The sequence below is a fragment of the Streptococcus sp. HPH0090 genome, assembly GCF_000411475.1.
Classification (GTDB): Bacteria; Bacillota; Bacilli; order Lactobacillales; family Streptococcaceae; genus Streptococcus.
In genome coordinates this window covers 418,052-435,589 of sequence record NZ_KE150464.1, presented here as the reverse complement: position 1 = coordinate 435,589, position 17,538 = coordinate 418,052, and the positions used below count along the sequence as shown (strand labels likewise).

The 17,538-nt window shown below is 38.3% G+C and carries 16 protein-coding genes; 8 read left to right on the top strand and 8 right to left on the bottom strand.

Annotation, left to right across the window (positions count from 1 at the left end; all coding sequences use genetic code 11):
- The first annotated feature begins 64 nt into the window (after positions 1-64).
- A complete protein-coding gene (gene lysS, locus HMPREF1481_RS04130; protein WP_016465800.1) occupies positions 65-1,555 on the top strand; it encodes a lysine--tRNA ligase in 1,491 nt (496 codons plus the stop codon).
- 98 nt (positions 1,556-1,653) lie between these two features.
- Here lysS and HMPREF1481_RS04125 read toward each other — a convergent pair whose 3' ends face one another.
- Positions 1,654-3,324 (bottom strand): formate--tetrahydrofolate ligase, encoded by a 1,671-nt coding sequence (locus HMPREF1481_RS04125; RefSeq protein ID WP_016465799.1) that lies wholly within the window; start codon positions 3,322-3,324, stop codon positions 1,654-1,656.
- 232 nt (positions 3,325-3,556) lie between these two features.
- On the opposite strand from HMPREF1481_RS04125, the gene HMPREF1481_RS04120 reads away from it, so the two are divergent.
- From HMPREF1481_RS04120 to HMPREF1481_RS04110, 3 genes are read left to right on the top strand one after another with little or no spacing between them, the layout of a single operon-like run.
- The gene (locus tag HMPREF1481_RS04120) at positions 3,557-4,243 is read left to right on the top strand and encodes a phosphopantothenate--cysteine ligase (protein ID WP_016465798.1); all 687 of its coding nucleotides are present in this window, start codon (positions 3,557-3,559) and stop codon (positions 4,241-4,243) included.
- A gap of 14 nt (positions 4,244-4,257) precedes the next feature.
- Complete coding sequence (gene coaC, locus HMPREF1481_RS04115) at positions 4,258-4,809, top strand: phosphopantothenoylcysteine decarboxylase (RefSeq protein WP_016465797.1); 552 nt, start codon at positions 4,258-4,260, stop codon at positions 4,807-4,809.
- Positions 4,793-5,356 (top strand): ECF transporter S component, encoded by a 564-nt coding sequence (locus tag HMPREF1481_RS04110; RefSeq protein WP_016465796.1) that lies wholly within the window; start codon positions 4,793-4,795, stop codon positions 5,354-5,356. The genes coaC and HMPREF1481_RS04110 overlap by 17 nt, the downstream gene beginning before the upstream one ends.
- A 33-nt stretch (positions 5,357-5,389) precedes the next feature.
- On the opposite strand, the gene udk is transcribed toward HMPREF1481_RS04110, so the two are convergent.
- The 3 genes from udk to HMPREF1481_RS04095 form a co-directional block, all read right to left on the bottom strand.
- Positions 5,390-6,028, bottom strand: coding sequence for a uridine kinase (gene udk / locus HMPREF1481_RS04105; RefSeq protein WP_004253618.1), 639 nt, complete (start codon positions 6,026-6,028; stop codon positions 5,390-5,392).
- A gap of 122 nt (positions 6,029-6,150) precedes the next feature.
- Positions 6,151-7,884, bottom strand: coding sequence for a phosphoenolpyruvate--protein phosphotransferase (ptsP, locus tag HMPREF1481_RS04100; protein ID WP_016465795.1), 1,734 nt, complete (start codon positions 7,882-7,884; stop codon positions 6,151-6,153).
- Between the two features lie 4 nt (positions 7,885-7,888).
- Positions 7,889-8,152 carry a phosphocarrier protein HPr gene (locus HMPREF1481_RS04095; protein WP_000146947.1) on the bottom strand — a complete coding sequence of 88 codons (264 nt, stop codon included), beginning with the start codon at positions 8,150-8,152 and terminating at the stop codon, positions 7,889-7,891.
- Positions 8,153-8,513: 361 nt separating this feature from the next.
- On the opposite strand from HMPREF1481_RS04095, the gene nrdH reads away from it, so the two are divergent.
- From nrdH to HMPREF1481_RS04075, 4 genes are all read left to right on the top strand, one after another.
- Positions 8,514-8,732, top strand: coding sequence for a glutaredoxin-like protein NrdH (nrdH, locus tag HMPREF1481_RS04090; RefSeq protein WP_016465794.1), 219 nt, complete (start codon positions 8,514-8,516; stop codon positions 8,730-8,732).
- 69 nt (positions 8,733-8,801) lie between these two features.
- Positions 8,802-10,961, top strand: coding sequence for a class 1b ribonucleoside-diphosphate reductase subunit alpha (nrdE, locus tag HMPREF1481_RS04085; protein ID WP_016465793.1), 2,160 nt, complete (start codon positions 8,802-8,804; stop codon positions 10,959-10,961).
- A gap of 138 nt (positions 10,962-11,099) precedes the next feature.
- The gene (nrdF, locus tag HMPREF1481_RS04080; RefSeq protein WP_006151169.1) at positions 11,100-12,062 is read left to right on the top strand and encodes a class 1b ribonucleoside-diphosphate reductase subunit beta; all 963 of its coding nucleotides are present in this window, start codon (positions 11,100-11,102) and stop codon (positions 12,060-12,062) included.
- 133 nt (positions 12,063-12,195) lie between these two features.
- Positions 12,196-12,963 (top strand): DeoR/GlpR family DNA-binding transcription regulator, encoded by a 768-nt coding sequence (locus HMPREF1481_RS04075; RefSeq protein WP_016465792.1) that lies wholly within the window; start codon positions 12,196-12,198, stop codon positions 12,961-12,963.
- Between the two features lie 35 nt (positions 12,964-12,998).
- Here the strand turns inward: HMPREF1481_RS04075 and lacG are convergent, their stop codons facing one another.
- The 4 genes from lacG to HMPREF1481_RS04055 form a co-directional block, all read right to left on the bottom strand.
- Complete coding sequence (gene lacG, locus HMPREF1481_RS04070; RefSeq protein WP_025173259.1) at positions 12,999-14,405, bottom strand: 6-phospho-beta-galactosidase; 1,407 nt, start codon at positions 14,403-14,405, stop codon at positions 12,999-13,001.
- Between the two features lie 213 nt (positions 14,406-14,618).
- A complete protein-coding gene (locus HMPREF1481_RS04065; protein WP_016465790.1) occupies positions 14,619-16,310 on the bottom strand; it encodes a lactose-specific PTS transporter subunit EIIC in 1,692 nt (563 codons plus the stop codon).
- Positions 16,307-16,627, bottom strand: a complete 321-nt coding sequence (locus HMPREF1481_RS04060) for a PTS lactose/cellobiose transporter subunit IIA (protein ID WP_016465789.1) — start codon at positions 16,625-16,627, stop codon at positions 16,307-16,309. The genes HMPREF1481_RS04065 and HMPREF1481_RS04060 overlap by 4 nt, the downstream gene beginning before the upstream one ends.
- 33 nt (positions 16,628-16,660) lie before the next feature.
- Entirely contained in the window at positions 16,661-17,497 is an 837-nt protein-coding gene (locus HMPREF1481_RS04055; RefSeq protein WP_016465788.1) for a PRD domain-containing protein, read from the bottom strand.
- Positions 17,498-17,538: the final 41 nt, after the last annotated feature.

Sequence of the window (17,538 nt, the reverse complement as noted above, 5' to 3'; positions counted from 1 at the left end):
AAATGGGAGTATCGTGAAAATTGATTTATTATTTCAAAATTTGATTAAAAATTAGGAGGAACCAATGTCAATAGAACATATGGAAGAATTGAATGACCAGCAGATCGTTCGCCGTGAAAAAATGGCTGCGCTCCGTGAACAAGGAATTGATCCTTTCGGTAAACATTTTGAACGTACTGCCAACTCTCAAGAACTAAAAGATAAATTTGCTGACCTTGATAAAGAACAACTACACGAATTAAACGAAACTGCTACTATCGCTGGACGTTTAGTAACAAAACGTGGGAAAGGTAAAGTCGGTTTTGCTCACCTTCAAGACCGCGAAGGTCAAATCCAAATCTACGTTCGTAAAGATGCTGTCGGTGAAGAAAACTATGAAATCTTCAAGAAAGCTGACCTTGGTGACTTCCTTGGTGTCGAAGGTGAAGTTATGCGTACAGATATGGGAGAACTTTCTATCAAGGCGACTCACATCACGCACTTGTCTAAAGCCCTTCGTCCATTGCCTGAAAAATTCCACGGACTTTCAGACGTTGAAACAATCTACCGTAAACGTTACCTTGATTTGATTTCTAACCGCGAAAGCTTTGAACGTTTTGTCACTCGTTCAAAAATCATCTCTGAAATCCGTCGTTACCTTGACCAAAAAGGATTCCTCGAAGTAGAAACACCTGTTCTTCACAACGAAGCTGGTGGTGCTGCTGCTCGCCCATTCATCACACACCACAATGCACAAAACATCGACATGGTACTTCGTATCGCGACTGAGCTTCACTTGAAACGCCTTATCGTTGGTGGTATGGAACGTGTGTATGAGATTGGTCGTATCTTCCGTAACGAAGGAATGGATGCTACACATAACCCTGAGTTCACTTCTATCGAGGTATACCAAGCTTATGCAGACTTCCACGATATCATGGACTTGACTGAAGGTATTATCCAACACGTAGCTAAAGCTGTTAAAGGTGACGGTCCAGTTATCTATCAAGGAACTGAAATCAAGATTAATGAACCATTTAAACGTGTACACATGGTTGATGCAATCAAGGAAATTACTGGTGTTGATTTCTGGAAAGATATGACTTTTGAAGAAGCTAAAGCTATCGCAGCTGAGAAGAAAGTTCCAGTTGAAAAACACTACACAGAAGTTGGTCACATCATCAATGCCTTCTTTGAAGAATTTGTTGAAGAAACATTGATTCAACCAACATTTGTATATGGTCACCCAGTAGCTGTATCACCACTTGCTAAGAAAAATCCTGAAGATGAGCGCTTTACAGATCGTTTCGAGCTCTTCATCATGACTAAAGAATACGGAAATGCCTTTACTGAGTTGAATGATCCAATCGATCAACTTAGCCGTTTCGAAGCCCAAGCTAAAGCTAAAGAACTTGGTGACGATGAAGCAACAGGCATTGACTATGACTACATCGAAGCACTTGAATACGGTATGCCGCCAACAGGTGGTTTGGGAATCGGTATCGACCGTCTCTGCATGCTCCTCACTGATACGACTACTATCCGTGACGTATTGCTCTTCCCAACTATGAAATAACAACAAAGAAATAACAACAAAACTCCTAGAATTTTTCTAGGAGTTTTAAATAACTAGAAAGATAACCTTGCATTTGGAGGTTGTCTTTTTTTGTTTACTTAGAATAAACCGAGAACTGTTCCATCGCTTTCAACATCCATGTTAAGAGCTGCTGGGCGTTTTGGAAGTCCAGGCATGGTCATAACGTCACCAGTGAGCGCAACGATAAAGCCTGCACCAAGTTTCGGTACCAATTCACGAATAGTAATTTCAAAGTTTTCAGGTGCACCAAGCGCATTTGGATTGTCTGAGAAACTGTATTGAGTTTTCGCCATACAGATTGGCAATTCGTCCCAACCATTTTGTACGATTTGTGCGATTTGAGTTTGAGCTTTCTTCTCGAAATTTACTTTGCTACCACGATAGATTTCTGTTACAATTTTTTCAATCTTTTCTTGTACTGAAAGGTCGTTGTCATACAAACGTGTATAGTTAGCTGGGTTTTCGTCAATTGTTTTGACAAGAGTTTCAGCTAGAGCCACTCCTCCTTCTGCTCCATCAGCCCATACGCTAGCTAACTCAACCGGAACATCAATGGAAGCACAAAGTTCTTTCAAAGCTGCGATTTCTGCTTCTGTATCAGATACAAATTCGTTAATAGCAACAACTGCTGGAATACCAAATTTACGGATATTTTCAACGTGACGTTTCAAGTTTGCAAATCCTGCACGAACTGCTTCTACATTTTCTTCTGTAAGAGCATCCTTAGCAACTCCACCATTCATCTTAAGAGCACGAAGGGTTGCAACGATAACTACTGCATCTGGCGCAGTTGGCAGGTTTGGAGTTTTGATATCAAGGAATTTCTCTGCACCAAGGTCTGCACCAAAACCTGCTTCTGTTACCGTGTAATCTGCCAAATGAAGGGCTGTAGTTGTAGCCAAGACTGAGTTACATCCGTGTGCGATATTGGCAAATGGGCCACCATGTACAAAGGCAGGTGTTCCATAGATGGTTTGAACCAAGTTCGGTTTGATAGCGTCTTTCAAAATCAATGCCAAGGCACCTTCAACCTGTAGATCACCTACTGAAACAGGTGTACGATCATAACGGTAACCGATAACGATATTGGCTAAACGACGTTTCAAATCTTCAATATCAGTTGCCAAGCAAAGGATAGCCATGATTTCTGAAGCCACAGTGATGTCAAATCCATCTTCGCGTGGAATACCATTAAGTGGACCACCAAGTCCAACTGTCACGTGACGAAGAGCACGATCATTCAAGTCCACTACGCGTTTCCAGAGAATACGACGTTGGTCGATACCTAGCTCATTTCCTTGATGCAAGTGATTGTCAATCAAGGCAGAAAGAGCATTGTTTGCAGTTGTAATAGCATGCATATCACCAGTAAAGTGAAGGTTGATATCTTCCATTGGTAAAACTTGTGCATAACCACCACCAGCAGCTCCTCCTTTAATCCCCATGACAGGACCAAGAGAAGGTTCACGGATAGCAATCATGGTTTTCTTACCAATCTTATTCAAAGCATCAGCAAGACCAATAGTAATAGTTGATTTCCCTTCACCTGCTGGTGTTGGATTGATGGCTGTAACTAGAATCAATTTACCAACTGGATTTGCCTCAACCTCACGAATCTTATCAAAGCTTAGTTTAGCCTTGTACTTTCCATACAACTCCAAATCGTCGTAAGAAATCCCAAGTTTCTCTACAACATCAACAATCGGTTTTAACTCAATACTCTGTGCAATTTCAATATCTGTTTTCATAAAAACTCCTCTAGCCTCTAATGTGTTAATTCATTATATCATAAAACAAGATTTTTAACAGTGATTACGATTAGTAACGTTCGTAAATATCGCTAAATGATAGGCTTTCTATATCTCTATTTAAATTTTTATATGCCTTTATAGGTTTTAACTATGGATTAATATCCTATTTCCGACCCTCGTTATATCGCTTTCATTTTACTTACTGCTCATTTTTTTGTACAATAGTTCTATGAAAATTTTAGTTACTTCTGGCGGTACAAGTGAAAAAATCGATAGGGTTCGTTCTATTACCAATCACTCTTCCGGTAAACTTGGAAAAATTATCACCGAAACTCTTCTAAAGGCTGGTCATGAAGTTTGTTTGATTACCACTCTTCAAGCAGTTAAGCCAGTTAGTCATCCAAACTTGACCATCATCGAAATAAAAAATACAGCTGATTTACTGCAATCGATGAAAGATAAGGTTAAGGATTACCAGGTCTTGATCCATTCTATGGCTGTATCAGATTACACTCCTGTCTATATGACTGGATTTGATGAGGTTAAAGCTAGTCAAGATTTAACAGAGTTTTTAGATAAGAAAAATCAGGAAACAAAAATCTCATCTAAGGAAGACGTCCAGGTACTATTTTTAAAGAAAAACCCTAAAATCATTTCACTTGTCAAAGAGTGGAATCCCTCAATTCATCTGATCGGATTTAAATTATTAGTTGATGTCAGTCGTGAATACTTGATTCAAATTGCTCGGGAAAGTCTTGAAAAAAACAAAGCTGATATAATTGTTGCTAATGATCTCACACAGATTAATGCTGAACAACATATCGCATATCTAGTTGAAAAAGCTAACTTCCAAACTGCTTCTTGTAAACAAGAAATTGCGGATTTACTTCTCGAGAAAATCAAAAGCTATGACTAAAAGAAAGGAATATTATGGCCCGTATTACACTCGCTATTACTGGATCTATCGCCGCATACAAGACAGTTGACCTAGTTAGTTCTTTGAAAAAACAGGGGCATTCAGTAACTGTTCTTATGACCCAGGCTGCAACAGCATTTATTCAACCTTTAACTCTACAAGTACTATCACAAAATACAGTACATCTCGATGTCATGCAGGAACCTTTTCCAGACCAAGTGAATCACATTCAAATAGGAAAAGAAACAGATTTATTTATCGTGGTACCAGCAACAGCCAATACAATCGCTAAATTAGCTCACGGTTTTGCTGATAATATGGTGACTAGTACTGCTCTGGCATTACCAGATAATATCCCTAAATTACTTGCTCCTGCCATGAATACAAAAATGTTTACCCACCCTGCCACACAGTCAAATCTTAAAACTCTTGAAAGCTATGGATACGAGATCATCTCTCCTAAAGAATCTCTCTTAGCTTGTGGCGACTTCGGAAGCGGCGCTTTAGCCGATTTGGAAATTATTATAGAAAGAATAAAGGAAACTCTTAATGAACAAACGCTCTAATATTGCTCCAATCGCTATCTTTTTTGCCAGTATGATTGTTATTCATTTACTGAGCTCAATCCTATTTAACGTGCTGCCCTTTCCTATTAAACCAACTATCGTCCACATTCCAGTCATTATCGCAAGTATTATCTATGGACCAAGAATTGGTGCAATCCTTGGATTTTTAATGGGTATGATTAGCTTAACAGTTAATACACTTACAATTCTACCAACCAGCTATCTCTTCTCACCTTTTGTACCTAATGGTAACCTATATTCAGTTGTGATTGCAATTGTCCCACGTATCTTGATTGGTTTGACACCTTATTTCGTTTATAAACTGCTAAAGGGAAAAGCCGGGCTCATTTTTGCTGGTGCACTTGGCTCGCTGACAAATACAGTATTTGTCTTAGGTGGTATCTTCTTCCTCTTTGGTAATGTTTTTGATGGAAATATTCAAAAACTATTAGCGACTGTTATCTCTACAAATTCGATAGCAGAATTAATTATCTCGGCTATTTTAACTCTCGCCATTGTTCCAAGACTTGAAAAAATTAAACAATAAAAACTGTATCAAGAGATACAGTTTTTTTAGTTATTACTGAGCTAAACGAGCTTCTTCTAAAATCTTTTCAATCTTAGTAGTCAACAAATCAATCGCTACCGTATTGGTTACTCCTTCAGGAATCACAATATCAGCGTAACGTTTTGTAGGTTCAATAAATTGGTGATACATAGGTTTTACTACACCAAGATATTGATCAATAACGCTATCCAAGCTACGACCACGCTCTTCCATATCCCGTTTAATACGGCGAATGATACGTACATCGTCATCAGTATCTACAAAAATCTTAATATCCATCAAATCACGAAGGCGTTTGTCTTCTAGAACTAAGATTCCCTCTACGATAAAGACATCTTGAGGTTCTTGACGATAGGTTTTCGAACTTCTAGTATGGGCAGCATAATCATAGGTAGGAATATCAACAGGCCGTCCTGCCAATAATTCTTTGATTTGCGCAATCATTAAATCAGTATCAAAAGCAAAAGGATGGTCATAGTTGGTTTTGATACGCTCCTCAAAGGTTAAATGAGATTGATCTTTATAATAGGAATCATGCTCAATCATGGCGATTTTTTCATTGGGGAAATGCGATAAGATTGCTTTAGAAACGCTGGTTTTTCCTCCCCCAGATCCCCCTGTTACTCCGATAATGATTGGTCTGTTTTGCATAGTTGCCTCCGTATTTTTCCTTTGTCTATTTTACCATAATTTTTGGAAATTTTACAGACAGAGTTTTCTATACGAAGAAACAAAAAAACCTTGTAACTTATTGTTACAAGGTTTTTAAATGATTAATCGAAGTTAACGTATTCTTTTGAAAGTTCAAGAACTTCTTCCATTGTTGAACATTCAGTAAGAGCTCGGTTAGCATATTCTTGCATTTTAGCTGTATCAAGTTTCTTCATCAAGCTACGTGTACGAAGTACTGAAGTAGCTGACATCGAGAACTCATCCAAGCCCATTCCAACAAGGAGTGGAACCGCAGTTTGGTCACCTGCCATTTCGCCACACATACCAGCCCATTTACCTTCAGCATGAGCTGCTTTGATAACATTGTTAATCAAGCGAAGGATTGATGGATTGTATGGTTGGTAAAGATATGAAACTTGTTCGTTCATACGGTCAGCAGCCATTGTGTATTGGATCAAGTCGTTTGTACCAATTGAGAAGAAATCAACTTCTTTAGCAAATTGATCAGCAAGCATAGCTGCAGCAGGAATTTCAATCATGATACCAACTTGGATATCATCTGCAACTGCAACACCTTCAGCAACCAATTTCGCTTTTTCTTCTTCAAGAATAGCTTTAGCAGTACGGAACTCTTTCAACAAAGCAACCATTGGGAACATGATACGCAATTTACCGTGAACAGATGCACGAAGCAAGGCACGCAATTGTGTACGGAACATTTGGTTACCAGTTTCAGAAATAGAGATACGCAAAGCACGGTAACCCAAGAATGGGTTCATTTCTTTAGGAAGATCGAAGTAAGGAAGTTCTTTATCCCCACCGATATCCATTGTACGAACGACAACAGGTTTACCATTCATACCTTCAAGAACTGCTTTGTAGGCTTCGTATTGGTCATCTTCTGTTGGGAAGTCTTGTGAATCCATGTACAAGAATTCTGTACGGTAAAGACCAACAGCTTCTGCACCGTTATCATTCACACCTTCAACGTCTTTAGGTGTACCAATGTTGGCAGCCAACTCAAAGTGTTTTCCATCAGCAGTAACTGTTTTAGCGTCTTTCAAAAGAGCCCATTCAGCTTTTTGTTTAGCGTAAGCTTCACCAGCTACTTTGAATTCTGCAATTTGTTCTTCAGTTGGGTTGATAACAACTTCACCAGTAATACCTGAAACTGCTAAAACATCACCATCTTTAACAAGTTCAGTAATGTTGTTTGTACCTAAAACAGCAGCAATTTCAAGTGTACGAGCCATGATAGCTGAGTGGCTTGTACGTCCACCAATGTTTGTTACAAAAGCTTTTACAAAGTTTTTGTCCAATTGAGCAGTATCAGATGGAGTTAAGTCATGTGCAATCACGATTACTTCTTCATTAATAGAAGCTGGGTTTGGTAATTTCTTACCAAGAAGATTTGCCAAAACACGTTTGGTAACGTCGCGGATATCCGCTGCACGTTCTTGCATGTATGGATTGTCTTCCATTCCCTCAAAGATAGTAATAAACATGTCTGTTACTTCTTTAAGACCTGCTTCTGCATTTACTTTTTTTGCACGAATAGTTTCTTTAATCTGACCGATCAATTCAGGGTCGGCAAGAACCATCAAGTGAGCGTCAAATACTTGCGCCGCTTCTTCACCAAGCGTACCTACAGCCTTCTCGCGGATAAGAGAAAGCTCGTTTTGAGAAGCTTCAAGAGCAACATCCAAACGAGCCTCTTCTGCATTTGTATCTTCGACTGTAATAGTCTCGAATGATAAATCCGGTTGAACGAGTAGATATGCTTTAGCAACTGCAACACCATCAGATGCTGCGATTCCTTTAAGCATTTCTGTCATATTCTTATGCCAATCCTTCTTTTTCCATTGTTTCTGAGATTGCAGCGATAGCATCATCAGCATCCGCACCTTCAGCAGAGATTGTAACGTCTGCACCTTGGCCAACACCAAGACTCATAACACCCATGATTGATTTAAGGTTAACTGATTTACCTTTGTATTCAAGAGTGATATCTGAAGCAAATTTGCTAGCTGTTTGTACCAACAATGTTGCTGGACGTGCGTGAATACCTGTTTCTGCCACTACGTGGAAATCTTTAGAAGCCATAATTTGACTCTCCTTTAATTGTTTTCTTTTTGAGTTATATCTGATAACCCTTACAATTTGGTATTATATCACCTTCTGTGATTTTTTTCAAGTGTTTTATGGGATTTCTTCGTTTTCCTTTCAGATAACTTGCTGAAAATCTTCTATTTTATATATCAAAATACATCATGTAGTTTTTTATATTTTTAACATTTAGAAAACGCTGTTATTTATGGGTTTTATTTTTTCGCAAGCACTATATATTGTGTTTAGTCATCTCTCATCTAAAAAAAATCTACAATATTTAGTTTTTCTTCGTTGACAAAGATTTTTTTTCTGATATACTTAAGATGTAATTAAATTTTGAAAGGGGAGTTACAGAATGGTAACCGTTTATTCTAAAAATAATTGTGTTCAATGTAAAATGACCAAACGATTCTTAGATAGTAACAACATCACATATCGCGAAATCAATCTTGACGAACAACCTGAATTTATTGAACAAGTTAAAGAGCTCGGCTTTAGCGCTGCTCCTATCATCCAAACACCGACTGAAGTTTTCTCTGGGTTCCAACCAGCAAAACTCAAAAAACTTGCTTAACAATCAGGACTCAAAGCTTCTATGTCAATCTTAGAAGCCTTTCTTTTGTAATGAATTAAAGGGAATTTTATGGGATTAAAACAACTCGAGGATGTAACTTACTTCCGTCTAAATAATGAAATTAACCGTCCAGTTAATGGTCAAATTATGCTTCATAAAGATAAAGAAGCCTTGGATGCATTCTTTAAAGAAAATGTTGAGCCTAACTCAATGGTATTTGATTCTATCAGAGATAAAATTGATTACCTCATCAAACAAGACTATATCGAAACAGCATTTATCAAGAAATATCGTCCAGAATTCTTAGAAGAGCTTTATCAATTTATTAAAGATCAAAACTTCCAATTCAAGTCATTCATGGCAGCATACAAGTTTTACAATCAATATGCCTTGAAAACTAATGATGGGGAATACTATCTTGAGAGCATGGAAGACCGTGTCTTCTTTAACGCTCTTTACTTTGCTGATGGCAATGAAACTATCGCAATTGATATTGCCAATGAAATCATCCACCAACGCTACCAACCTGCTACACCATCTTTCTTAAATGCAGGTCGTGCACGTCGTGGTGAATTGGTATCCTGTTTCTTGATTCAGGTAACAGATGATATGAACTCTATCGGACGTTCTATCAACTCAGCTCTTCAGCTTTCACGTATCGGAGGCGGTGTCGGAATTTCCCTCAACAACCTTCGTGAAGCTGGAGCCCCTATCAAAGGATATGAAGGTGCGGCTTCTGGTGTCGTTCCAGTTATGAAGCTTTTCGAAGATAGCTTTTCTTACTCTAACCAACTTGGTCAACGTCAAGGTGCTGGGGTTGTTTACCTCAACGTCTTCCACCCAGACATTATCGCCTTCCTTTCAACTAAGAAAGAAAATGCCGATGAAAAAGTTCGTGTGAAGACTTTATCACTTGGTGTTGTGGTACCAGATAAATTCTACGAATTAGCACGTAAAAACGAAGAAATGTATCTCTTCAGTCCTTATTCTGTTGAAAAAGAGTATGGCGTACCTTTCAACTATATTGATATCACTGAAAAATACGATGAATTGGTTGCAAATCCAAACATCCGCAAGACAAAAATAAAGGCGCGTGATTTGGAAACAGAAATCTCTAAATTGCAACAAGAATCTGGCTATCCATATGTTGTCAATATCGATACGGCTAACCGCGCAAATCCAGTTGATGGAAAAATCATTATGAGTAACTTGTGTTCTGAGATTCTTCAAGTTCAAGAACCAAGCTTGATTAATGACGCACAAGAATTCATTAAAATGGGTACTGACGTTTCATGTAACCTTGGTTCAACAAACGTTGTCAACATGATGACTTCACCTGATTTTGGTCGCTCAATCCGAGCTATGGTACGTGCTTTGACCTTCGTTACTGATAGTTCTCACATTGTAGCTGTTCCTACTATCGACCATGGAAATAGCCAAGCTCACACATTCGGACTTGGTGCTATGGGACTTCACAGCTACCTTGCCCAACAATTGATCGAATATGGATCACCTGAGTCTATTGAGTTCACCAGCATTTACTTTATGCTCATGAACTACTGGACTCTCGTTGAATCAAACAACATCGCACGTGAACGAGGTGTTACCTTCCACAACTTTGAAAAATCAGACTACGCAAACGGAAGCTACTTCGACAAGTATGTAACAGGCGAGTTTGTTCCAAAATCTGATCGTGTCAAAGAACTCTTTGAAGGTATCTTTATCCCAACTGCTACTGACTGGGCTGAACTTCGTGATAAAGTTAAGGCAGATGGGCTTTACCACCAAAACCGCCTTGCTGTAGCACCAAATGGTTCTATCAGTTACATCAACGATGTTTCTGCTTCTATCCACCCAATCACACAACGTATTGAAGAACGCCAAGAGAAGAAAATTGGTAAGATCTATTATCCTGCTGCAGGATTGTCAACTGAAACAATTCCTTACTACACTTCTGCCTATGACATGGATATGCGTAAAGTCATTGATGTTTATGCTGCGGCTACTGAACATGTAGACCAAGGACTTTCACTCACTCTCTTCATGCGCAGTGATATTCCAACAGGTCTTTACGAATGGAAGTCAGAAAACAAACAAACAACACGTGACTTGTCTATCCTTCGTAACTACGCCTTTAACAAGGGTATCAAGTCTATCTATTACGTTCGTACCTATACAGATGACGGCGGTGAAGTTGGTGCTAACCAATGTGAAAGCTGCGTGATTTAAGGACTTACTTAGAACATCTATACTATTAGGTAATAACAAAAAGTCGGTACCCCGACTTTTTGTGCGGTAGTCCAAACCTAGAATGATACAAGATTCATCATCATTTTATTTAATAAAATCAAAAGAAAGAGATTTGTAATGGAAACTTACTACAAAGCCATTAACTGGAATGCCATCGAAGATGTCATCGATAAATCAACATGGGAAAAACTAACTGAACAATTTTGGTTAGATACTCGTATTCCTTTATCTAATGACTTAGATGACTGGAGAAAGTTATCAAATCAGGAAAAAGACTTGGTAGGAAAAGTCTTTGGTGGTTTGACACTTTTGGATACCATGCAATCTGAAACTGGGGTAAATGCGCTCCGTGCTGATATCCGTACTCCTCACGAAGAAGCTGTTTTTAACAATATTCAATTTATGGAATCTGTTCACGCTAAATCTTATTCTTCAATCTTTTCAACTTTAAATACCAAATCTGAAATTGAAGAAATTTTTGAGTGGACTGATACGAATCCATATCTTCAGAAAAAAGCACAAATCATCAATGAAATTTACCTCAATGGTACTCCTCTTGAAAAGAAAGTAGCCAGTGTATTCCTTGAAACCTTCCTCTTCTATTCTGGTTTCTTTACACCACTCTACTATCTTGGAAATAACAAATTGGCTAACGTTGCTGAAATCATTAAGTTGATCATTCGTGATGAGTCTGTTCACGGTACTTATATTGGTTATAAATTCCAACTTGGTTTCAATGAGTTACCTGAAGAAGAGCAAGAAAAATTAAAAGATTGGATGTACGACCTTCTCTACACACTTTACGAAAATGAAGAAGGTTATACCGAAAGCCTTTATGATGGTGTTGGTTGGACTGAAGAAGTTAAAACCTTCCTACGTTACAACGCCAACAAAGCTCTTATGAATCTGGGGCAAGACCCTCTCTTCCCTGATTCAGCTGATGATGTCAACCCTATCGTTATGAACGGGATTTCAACCGGTACATCTAACCACGACTTCTTCTCTCAAGTTGGTAACGGATATCTACTTGGTGAAGTTGAAGCCATGCAAGACGATGATTATAACTACGGATTAGATTAATTTAAACAACAAAAGAACATCTCTGTTTGTTTTGGACCAAGATGTTCTTTTGTTTTTGTTTATTTTTGTTTCCTTTAAGTTGCTTAGGTGTTTAAAATATGATAAAATAGTATTGGATTGGGGGGGTGATTTAATGCTCAAGCAAGAAAAACTAGATATGATTTTAGATATTGTCAATACAAGAGGAACCATCACTGTCAAAGAAATAATGAATCGTTTAGATATTTCTGATATGACTGCTCGACGTTATCTACAAGAGTTGGCTGACAAGGATTTACTTGTTCGAGTACATGGAGGTGCTGAAAAACTTCGTTCTGGTTCTCTATTAGCAAATGAACGATCGAATGTTGAAAAACAAGGTCTTCAGATTGCTGAAAAACAAGAAATCGCAAAATTTGCTGGTCATTTAGTCGAAGAAAGAGAAACGATTTTTATCGGTCCAGGTACTACTCTCGAGTTCTTTGCTCGTGAACTTCCAATTGATAACATACGTGTAGTGACAAATAGCTTACCGGTATTTATCATCTTGAATGAACGGAAACTCACAGACTTAATCTTAATTGGCGGAAATTACCGTGAAATTACTGGTGCCTTTGTAGGTACTCTGACCCTCCAGGACATCGAAAGCCTTCAATTCTCTAAAGCTTTCGTTAGCTGTAATGGAATTAAAGACCATGCTATTGCTACTTTTAGCGAAGAGGAAGGCGAAGTCCAAAAACTAGCATTAAAAAATGCTAACCAAAGAATTCTTCTAGCCGATCATAGCAAATTTGATAAGTTTGATTTCTACACTTTCTACAATATCGCAGATATCGATACCATTATCTCCGATTCAAAACTTAGCGATGAAATCCTAAAAGCTTTATCCAAACAAACAAAAATTATTAAATCAACACCTTAAAAAGTCTCACTAATAGTGAGACTTTTTTTATACATTTAATCGATAAGGCCTGTTTCAGCTACTTTCTTATACCAATAAGCTGATTTTTTCGGGTAACGTTCTTGAGTTTCGAAATCTACATAGAAGAGACCGTAACGTTTTTCGTAACCATTTGACCATGAAAAGACATCCATCAACGACCAGATAAAGTAACCTTTTACGTTTGCTCCATCTGCTATAGCATCAGACAAGACTTCCAAGTGTTGTTTCACATAATCAATACGGCCATCATCGTAAACAGTGTTGTCCACAAACTCATCTTTGTATCCAAGTCCGTTTTCAGTGATGTAGATTTTCTTATAGTTTGGATAGTCGTTTTTCACGCGCATGATCTGGTCATACAAACCTTGCGGATAGATAATCCAGTCCCAATCAGTACGAGGAACATAATCAGGCGCTACTCTACGACCAACACCTTTGATTTGGTATTTAGAGCTTCCTTTCTCCCCTTTACCATTATGGATGATTTCTGTTTCACCATCAAAGGCTTCCATCCAGTCACTCATATAGTAGTTAATTCCAAGGAAATCATTCAGGTCTTTAGCAACTTCAAGTGCAGCAAAGTCTTCATCTCGAAGATCCAAGCTCCCTCCATTAACCGCTAGGATGTGATTGACCCCTTCCATGGTTGCATCTGAATAGTGTCCAAGGTAAGTAGCATCCAAGATAAATTTGTTGTGGATGATATCTTCCAATTCAGCCGCCCGAACATCTGCTGGATTTTCTGGATCCAAAGGATATTTCGTAGGAAGAGCGTGAACAACCCCAATTTCACCTTTGTAGCCTTTGTCTTTGTACAATTTCACAGCACGCGCATGTGAAACCATCATATTATGGTGTGATTGGAAGACTTTGGCAAGATCATACTGAATCCCTGGAGGGAATTTACCGACCAAGTATTGACCATCACCAATTGGGCCAATTTCATTGAAGGTTGTCCAGTAGTTGACTTCTGGGAATTCTTCGAAACAGAAGGCAGCGTAATCTACAAAGTGTTCGATGTTTTCACGGTTCAAGAAGTCTCCATTTGAGTGAAGAGCCTCAGGGGTATCAAAGTGATGGAGGGTTACGAAAGGCTCCACATGGCGTTTGTGGCATTCTGCAAATAGATTGTGGTAGAACTCAACCCCTTTAGGATTCACCTCACCATAACCAGTTGGGAAAATACGTGACCAAGCAATGGAAATCCGTATACCATTGACCCCATATTCTTCAGCTAATTGAAGATCTACTGGATATTTGTGGTAGAAATCGCTAGCCGGTTCAGCGGTGTACCAATAGTTGTCAGCTAAGTATTTGTCCCATGCAACAGGGCCTTTCCCATCTGTATGAGTAGCCCCTTCTGCTTGATAGGCAGCTGTAGCGCCACCAAAAATAAAATCTTTAGGAAGTATTTTTGTCATTTTTTCACCTATTTCTTGATTGGATAAAATGAAAAGTGAGGGGAGAGGAGTTAGTGAGCCATCCATCTCCATCTCACTTCTTGTTCCAAACCACCGAATTGTGACATGAGGAGGTAAAAACGATATATTTTTACCGACGAATTAACAAAGCGATTAGGAAAATCGCCATAGCGATTTCCGTTACGATAGGAGACTGTTTCACAGTCCCTATCGTTAATCGAATTGCGCCTGAACGAATGCGAGAGCGCCTTTACCATCACGAGTCAACTTGATGTATTGAGCTCCTTCAGTCTTAGCCAATTTGATTCCAAGTTTATCTGTTTCAGCCTTCATATCTTCATAGTTTGAAGCTACTTGAGGAGCAAGAATAACCAGGTCAAATTCTGGCAACATTTCACGGTGTGCTCCATACCCACCTGCTGCCGCTTTAACAGGAACATTATATTCTGCTGCTGCTTTATTTAATGCATTAGCAAGAAGTCCACTTGTTCCTCCACCTGCACAGAGAACAAGTACGTTTGTTTCTTCAGTAATTGTATTTTGTACTGATTCTACACCAGCTTTTTCAAGAATTGCGTCTGCTTTAGCTGTATTAAAGTTTGCTGCTACTTTTTCTTTTAATTCATCATTTGATTTTCCAGAACGTTCTTCTTCAAGAATTTGTTCATCATAAACCTTGAGGAATGGATAGTAGATAGCAGTGTCTACTAAAATTAATAATGCTGCAAGAGCGAATGATAAGAACTGGAAGTTTGTACCAAGAACAATACCAAGAGGTCCTGGTGTAGTCCATGGAAGGTTGGCAGTAAATGAGTTCATGCCAAGAGTTTCGATAAAGAATTTGAAGATCCATACGTTTGCAATAGGTGCAAAAATAAATGGGATAAAGAAAATTGGGTTCAATACTAAAGGTGCACCAAACAAGATTGGCTCGTTGACACCGAAGAATGTAGGAACTACTGAGGCACGTCCGATGGCACGATTACGTTTTGATTTACATAACCACATAAACATGAATGGAACTACAAGAGTTGCACCTGTACCACCCATAGTGACGATAAACATTTGTGTGCCAGATGTAAGGATTTTATCAGCGTGCATACCTTGTTGAAGAAGATTCAAATTCACTTCAGCATTGGCATAAGTAATAGCTGCAATAGCAGGTTCAACGATAGAAGGTCCATGGATACCAATAAACCAGAAGAAGGCGAAAGCACCAAATATAATGGTAATACCTAGATAACCATCTGCTGCTGAGAAAAGTGGGGCAAAGAATTTACCGATTGATTCTGCTACACTTGCACCAACAAATTGACGAGCAAGTAAGTCAAGACCGTATAGGGAAACGACAGAAAGCGTAAATGGAATAACATCTTTAAAGACCTGTGAGATATTTGGTGGAACTTCGTCAGGCATGCGAATAGTAACATTATTCTTCACACAAACCTTATAGATTGCTACAGTCACAAAGGCTGCTAGGAAAGCTGAAAGCAAACCTTTTGTTCCGAGGAAACCTGTTGCAAAGCCCCCTTCAATTGGGTCAGCTGCCAACATCAATAAACCAACAATAGCAGCTAATAGAGTTGACATATAGTTAATTTGGTTGGTTTTTTCCATGCTACGGTTAACAGAGTCTGTTAAGGACTTAGCAGTCGTACCTGCTACCAAAAGTGCGAGAATACCCATTGAATAGCTATATGGTTTCATCAAAAGCGCTACAACATCATCAGACCATACAAATCCCCATGAATTAGGCACAAAGGCAATCAAGATAAAAATACTTGAGAATAGAATGACTGGCATCCCAGCGATAAATCCATCACGAATAGCACGAAGATAGATATTACGAGATAGTTTTTCAAAGAAAGGTTTTCCTTTCTCGATAAAGGCAATTAACTTATTCATTGTTTAGCTCCTCTTTTATAAAGTTCAATTAAATGATGCATCAAATCTTTTAGCAAGATTGTTGTCATCAGGTGATCTTGTCCGTGCATCATTGTGATGCTGTATGGAATTTCTTCCCCCGTAGCTTCTTGAGCAAGCATAGATGTTTGCGCTTTGTGAGCTTCCGCAATGCAACCTGCTGCTTCTTCAACAAGAGCTTCTGCTTTAGCAAAATCGCTAGCTTCAGCAGCTTTCAGAGCTTCTAAGAGTTTTGAACGAGCATCGCCAGCATAGGCAACAATCTCAAAACCTAGCAATGTTACTTCTTCTCTATTCATGATAGATTTCTCCTTATATAATTTTTAGCAATATTATGACAATAAACGTTGAATATGTAGAACAAGGTAAACTCGTTCACTCTTATAAAGGTCAACACCCGTTTCCTGTGCAATAACTTCATAAATTTTACTACCAATCTCGAATGCTTCTGGATAGGTGTTTTTTATATGTTCTTCCATATCGAGCAAGGATTGATTATCATCGCGACTACGATCAAGGTAATCCAAGAAATAATTTAGATGAATCATAAAGCGGTCATAGAAATTATTATTATCTGGTGTTCTCTGAATACCATAGCTTCTTAGAACATTTTCAACACTTTTTAAAATTTCTTTTCTCTTATCAATCGTCTCAACTACTTCGACTTCATTCACACCTTCTGCGTTGATAAAATGATAAGCTATACGAATAATTTCGTCTTCGGGAAGGTTTTCTGTCAGTTTCTGACGATAAATTTCAAAAGCTTCATTTGCAATTTGAAAAGCTGTTGGATACTTGGTAGAAATATCAGGTAAATTACTATCCTTATAGCGCCCTTGACTAATAGCTTGATAAGAACAATAGATATGATCAGTTAATGTTACGTAGAGATACTCTTGAACAGGATATTGATATTTTTTTGAAAGGTTATCTATAATCTCATAAGTAACCGTAATAAAATCAAGTGGAACATCTTTAAGTAAAGCCATGAAATTTTCTCGAGATTCCTCGTTTTTCATTCGAAAGATTTTTTCAACTTGATCCTCAGAAATCAAATCTCCCTTCTTTTTACCAAAGGCAATTCCTTTTCCAATTACTACAAGCTCCTCACCTTCATCGTTACGTACCAAAGAAACATTATGGTTCATTGGATTTAATATCCGATACATGATGACCTCCTTATCTTTCCATTTAAGATTATGAGTATAAA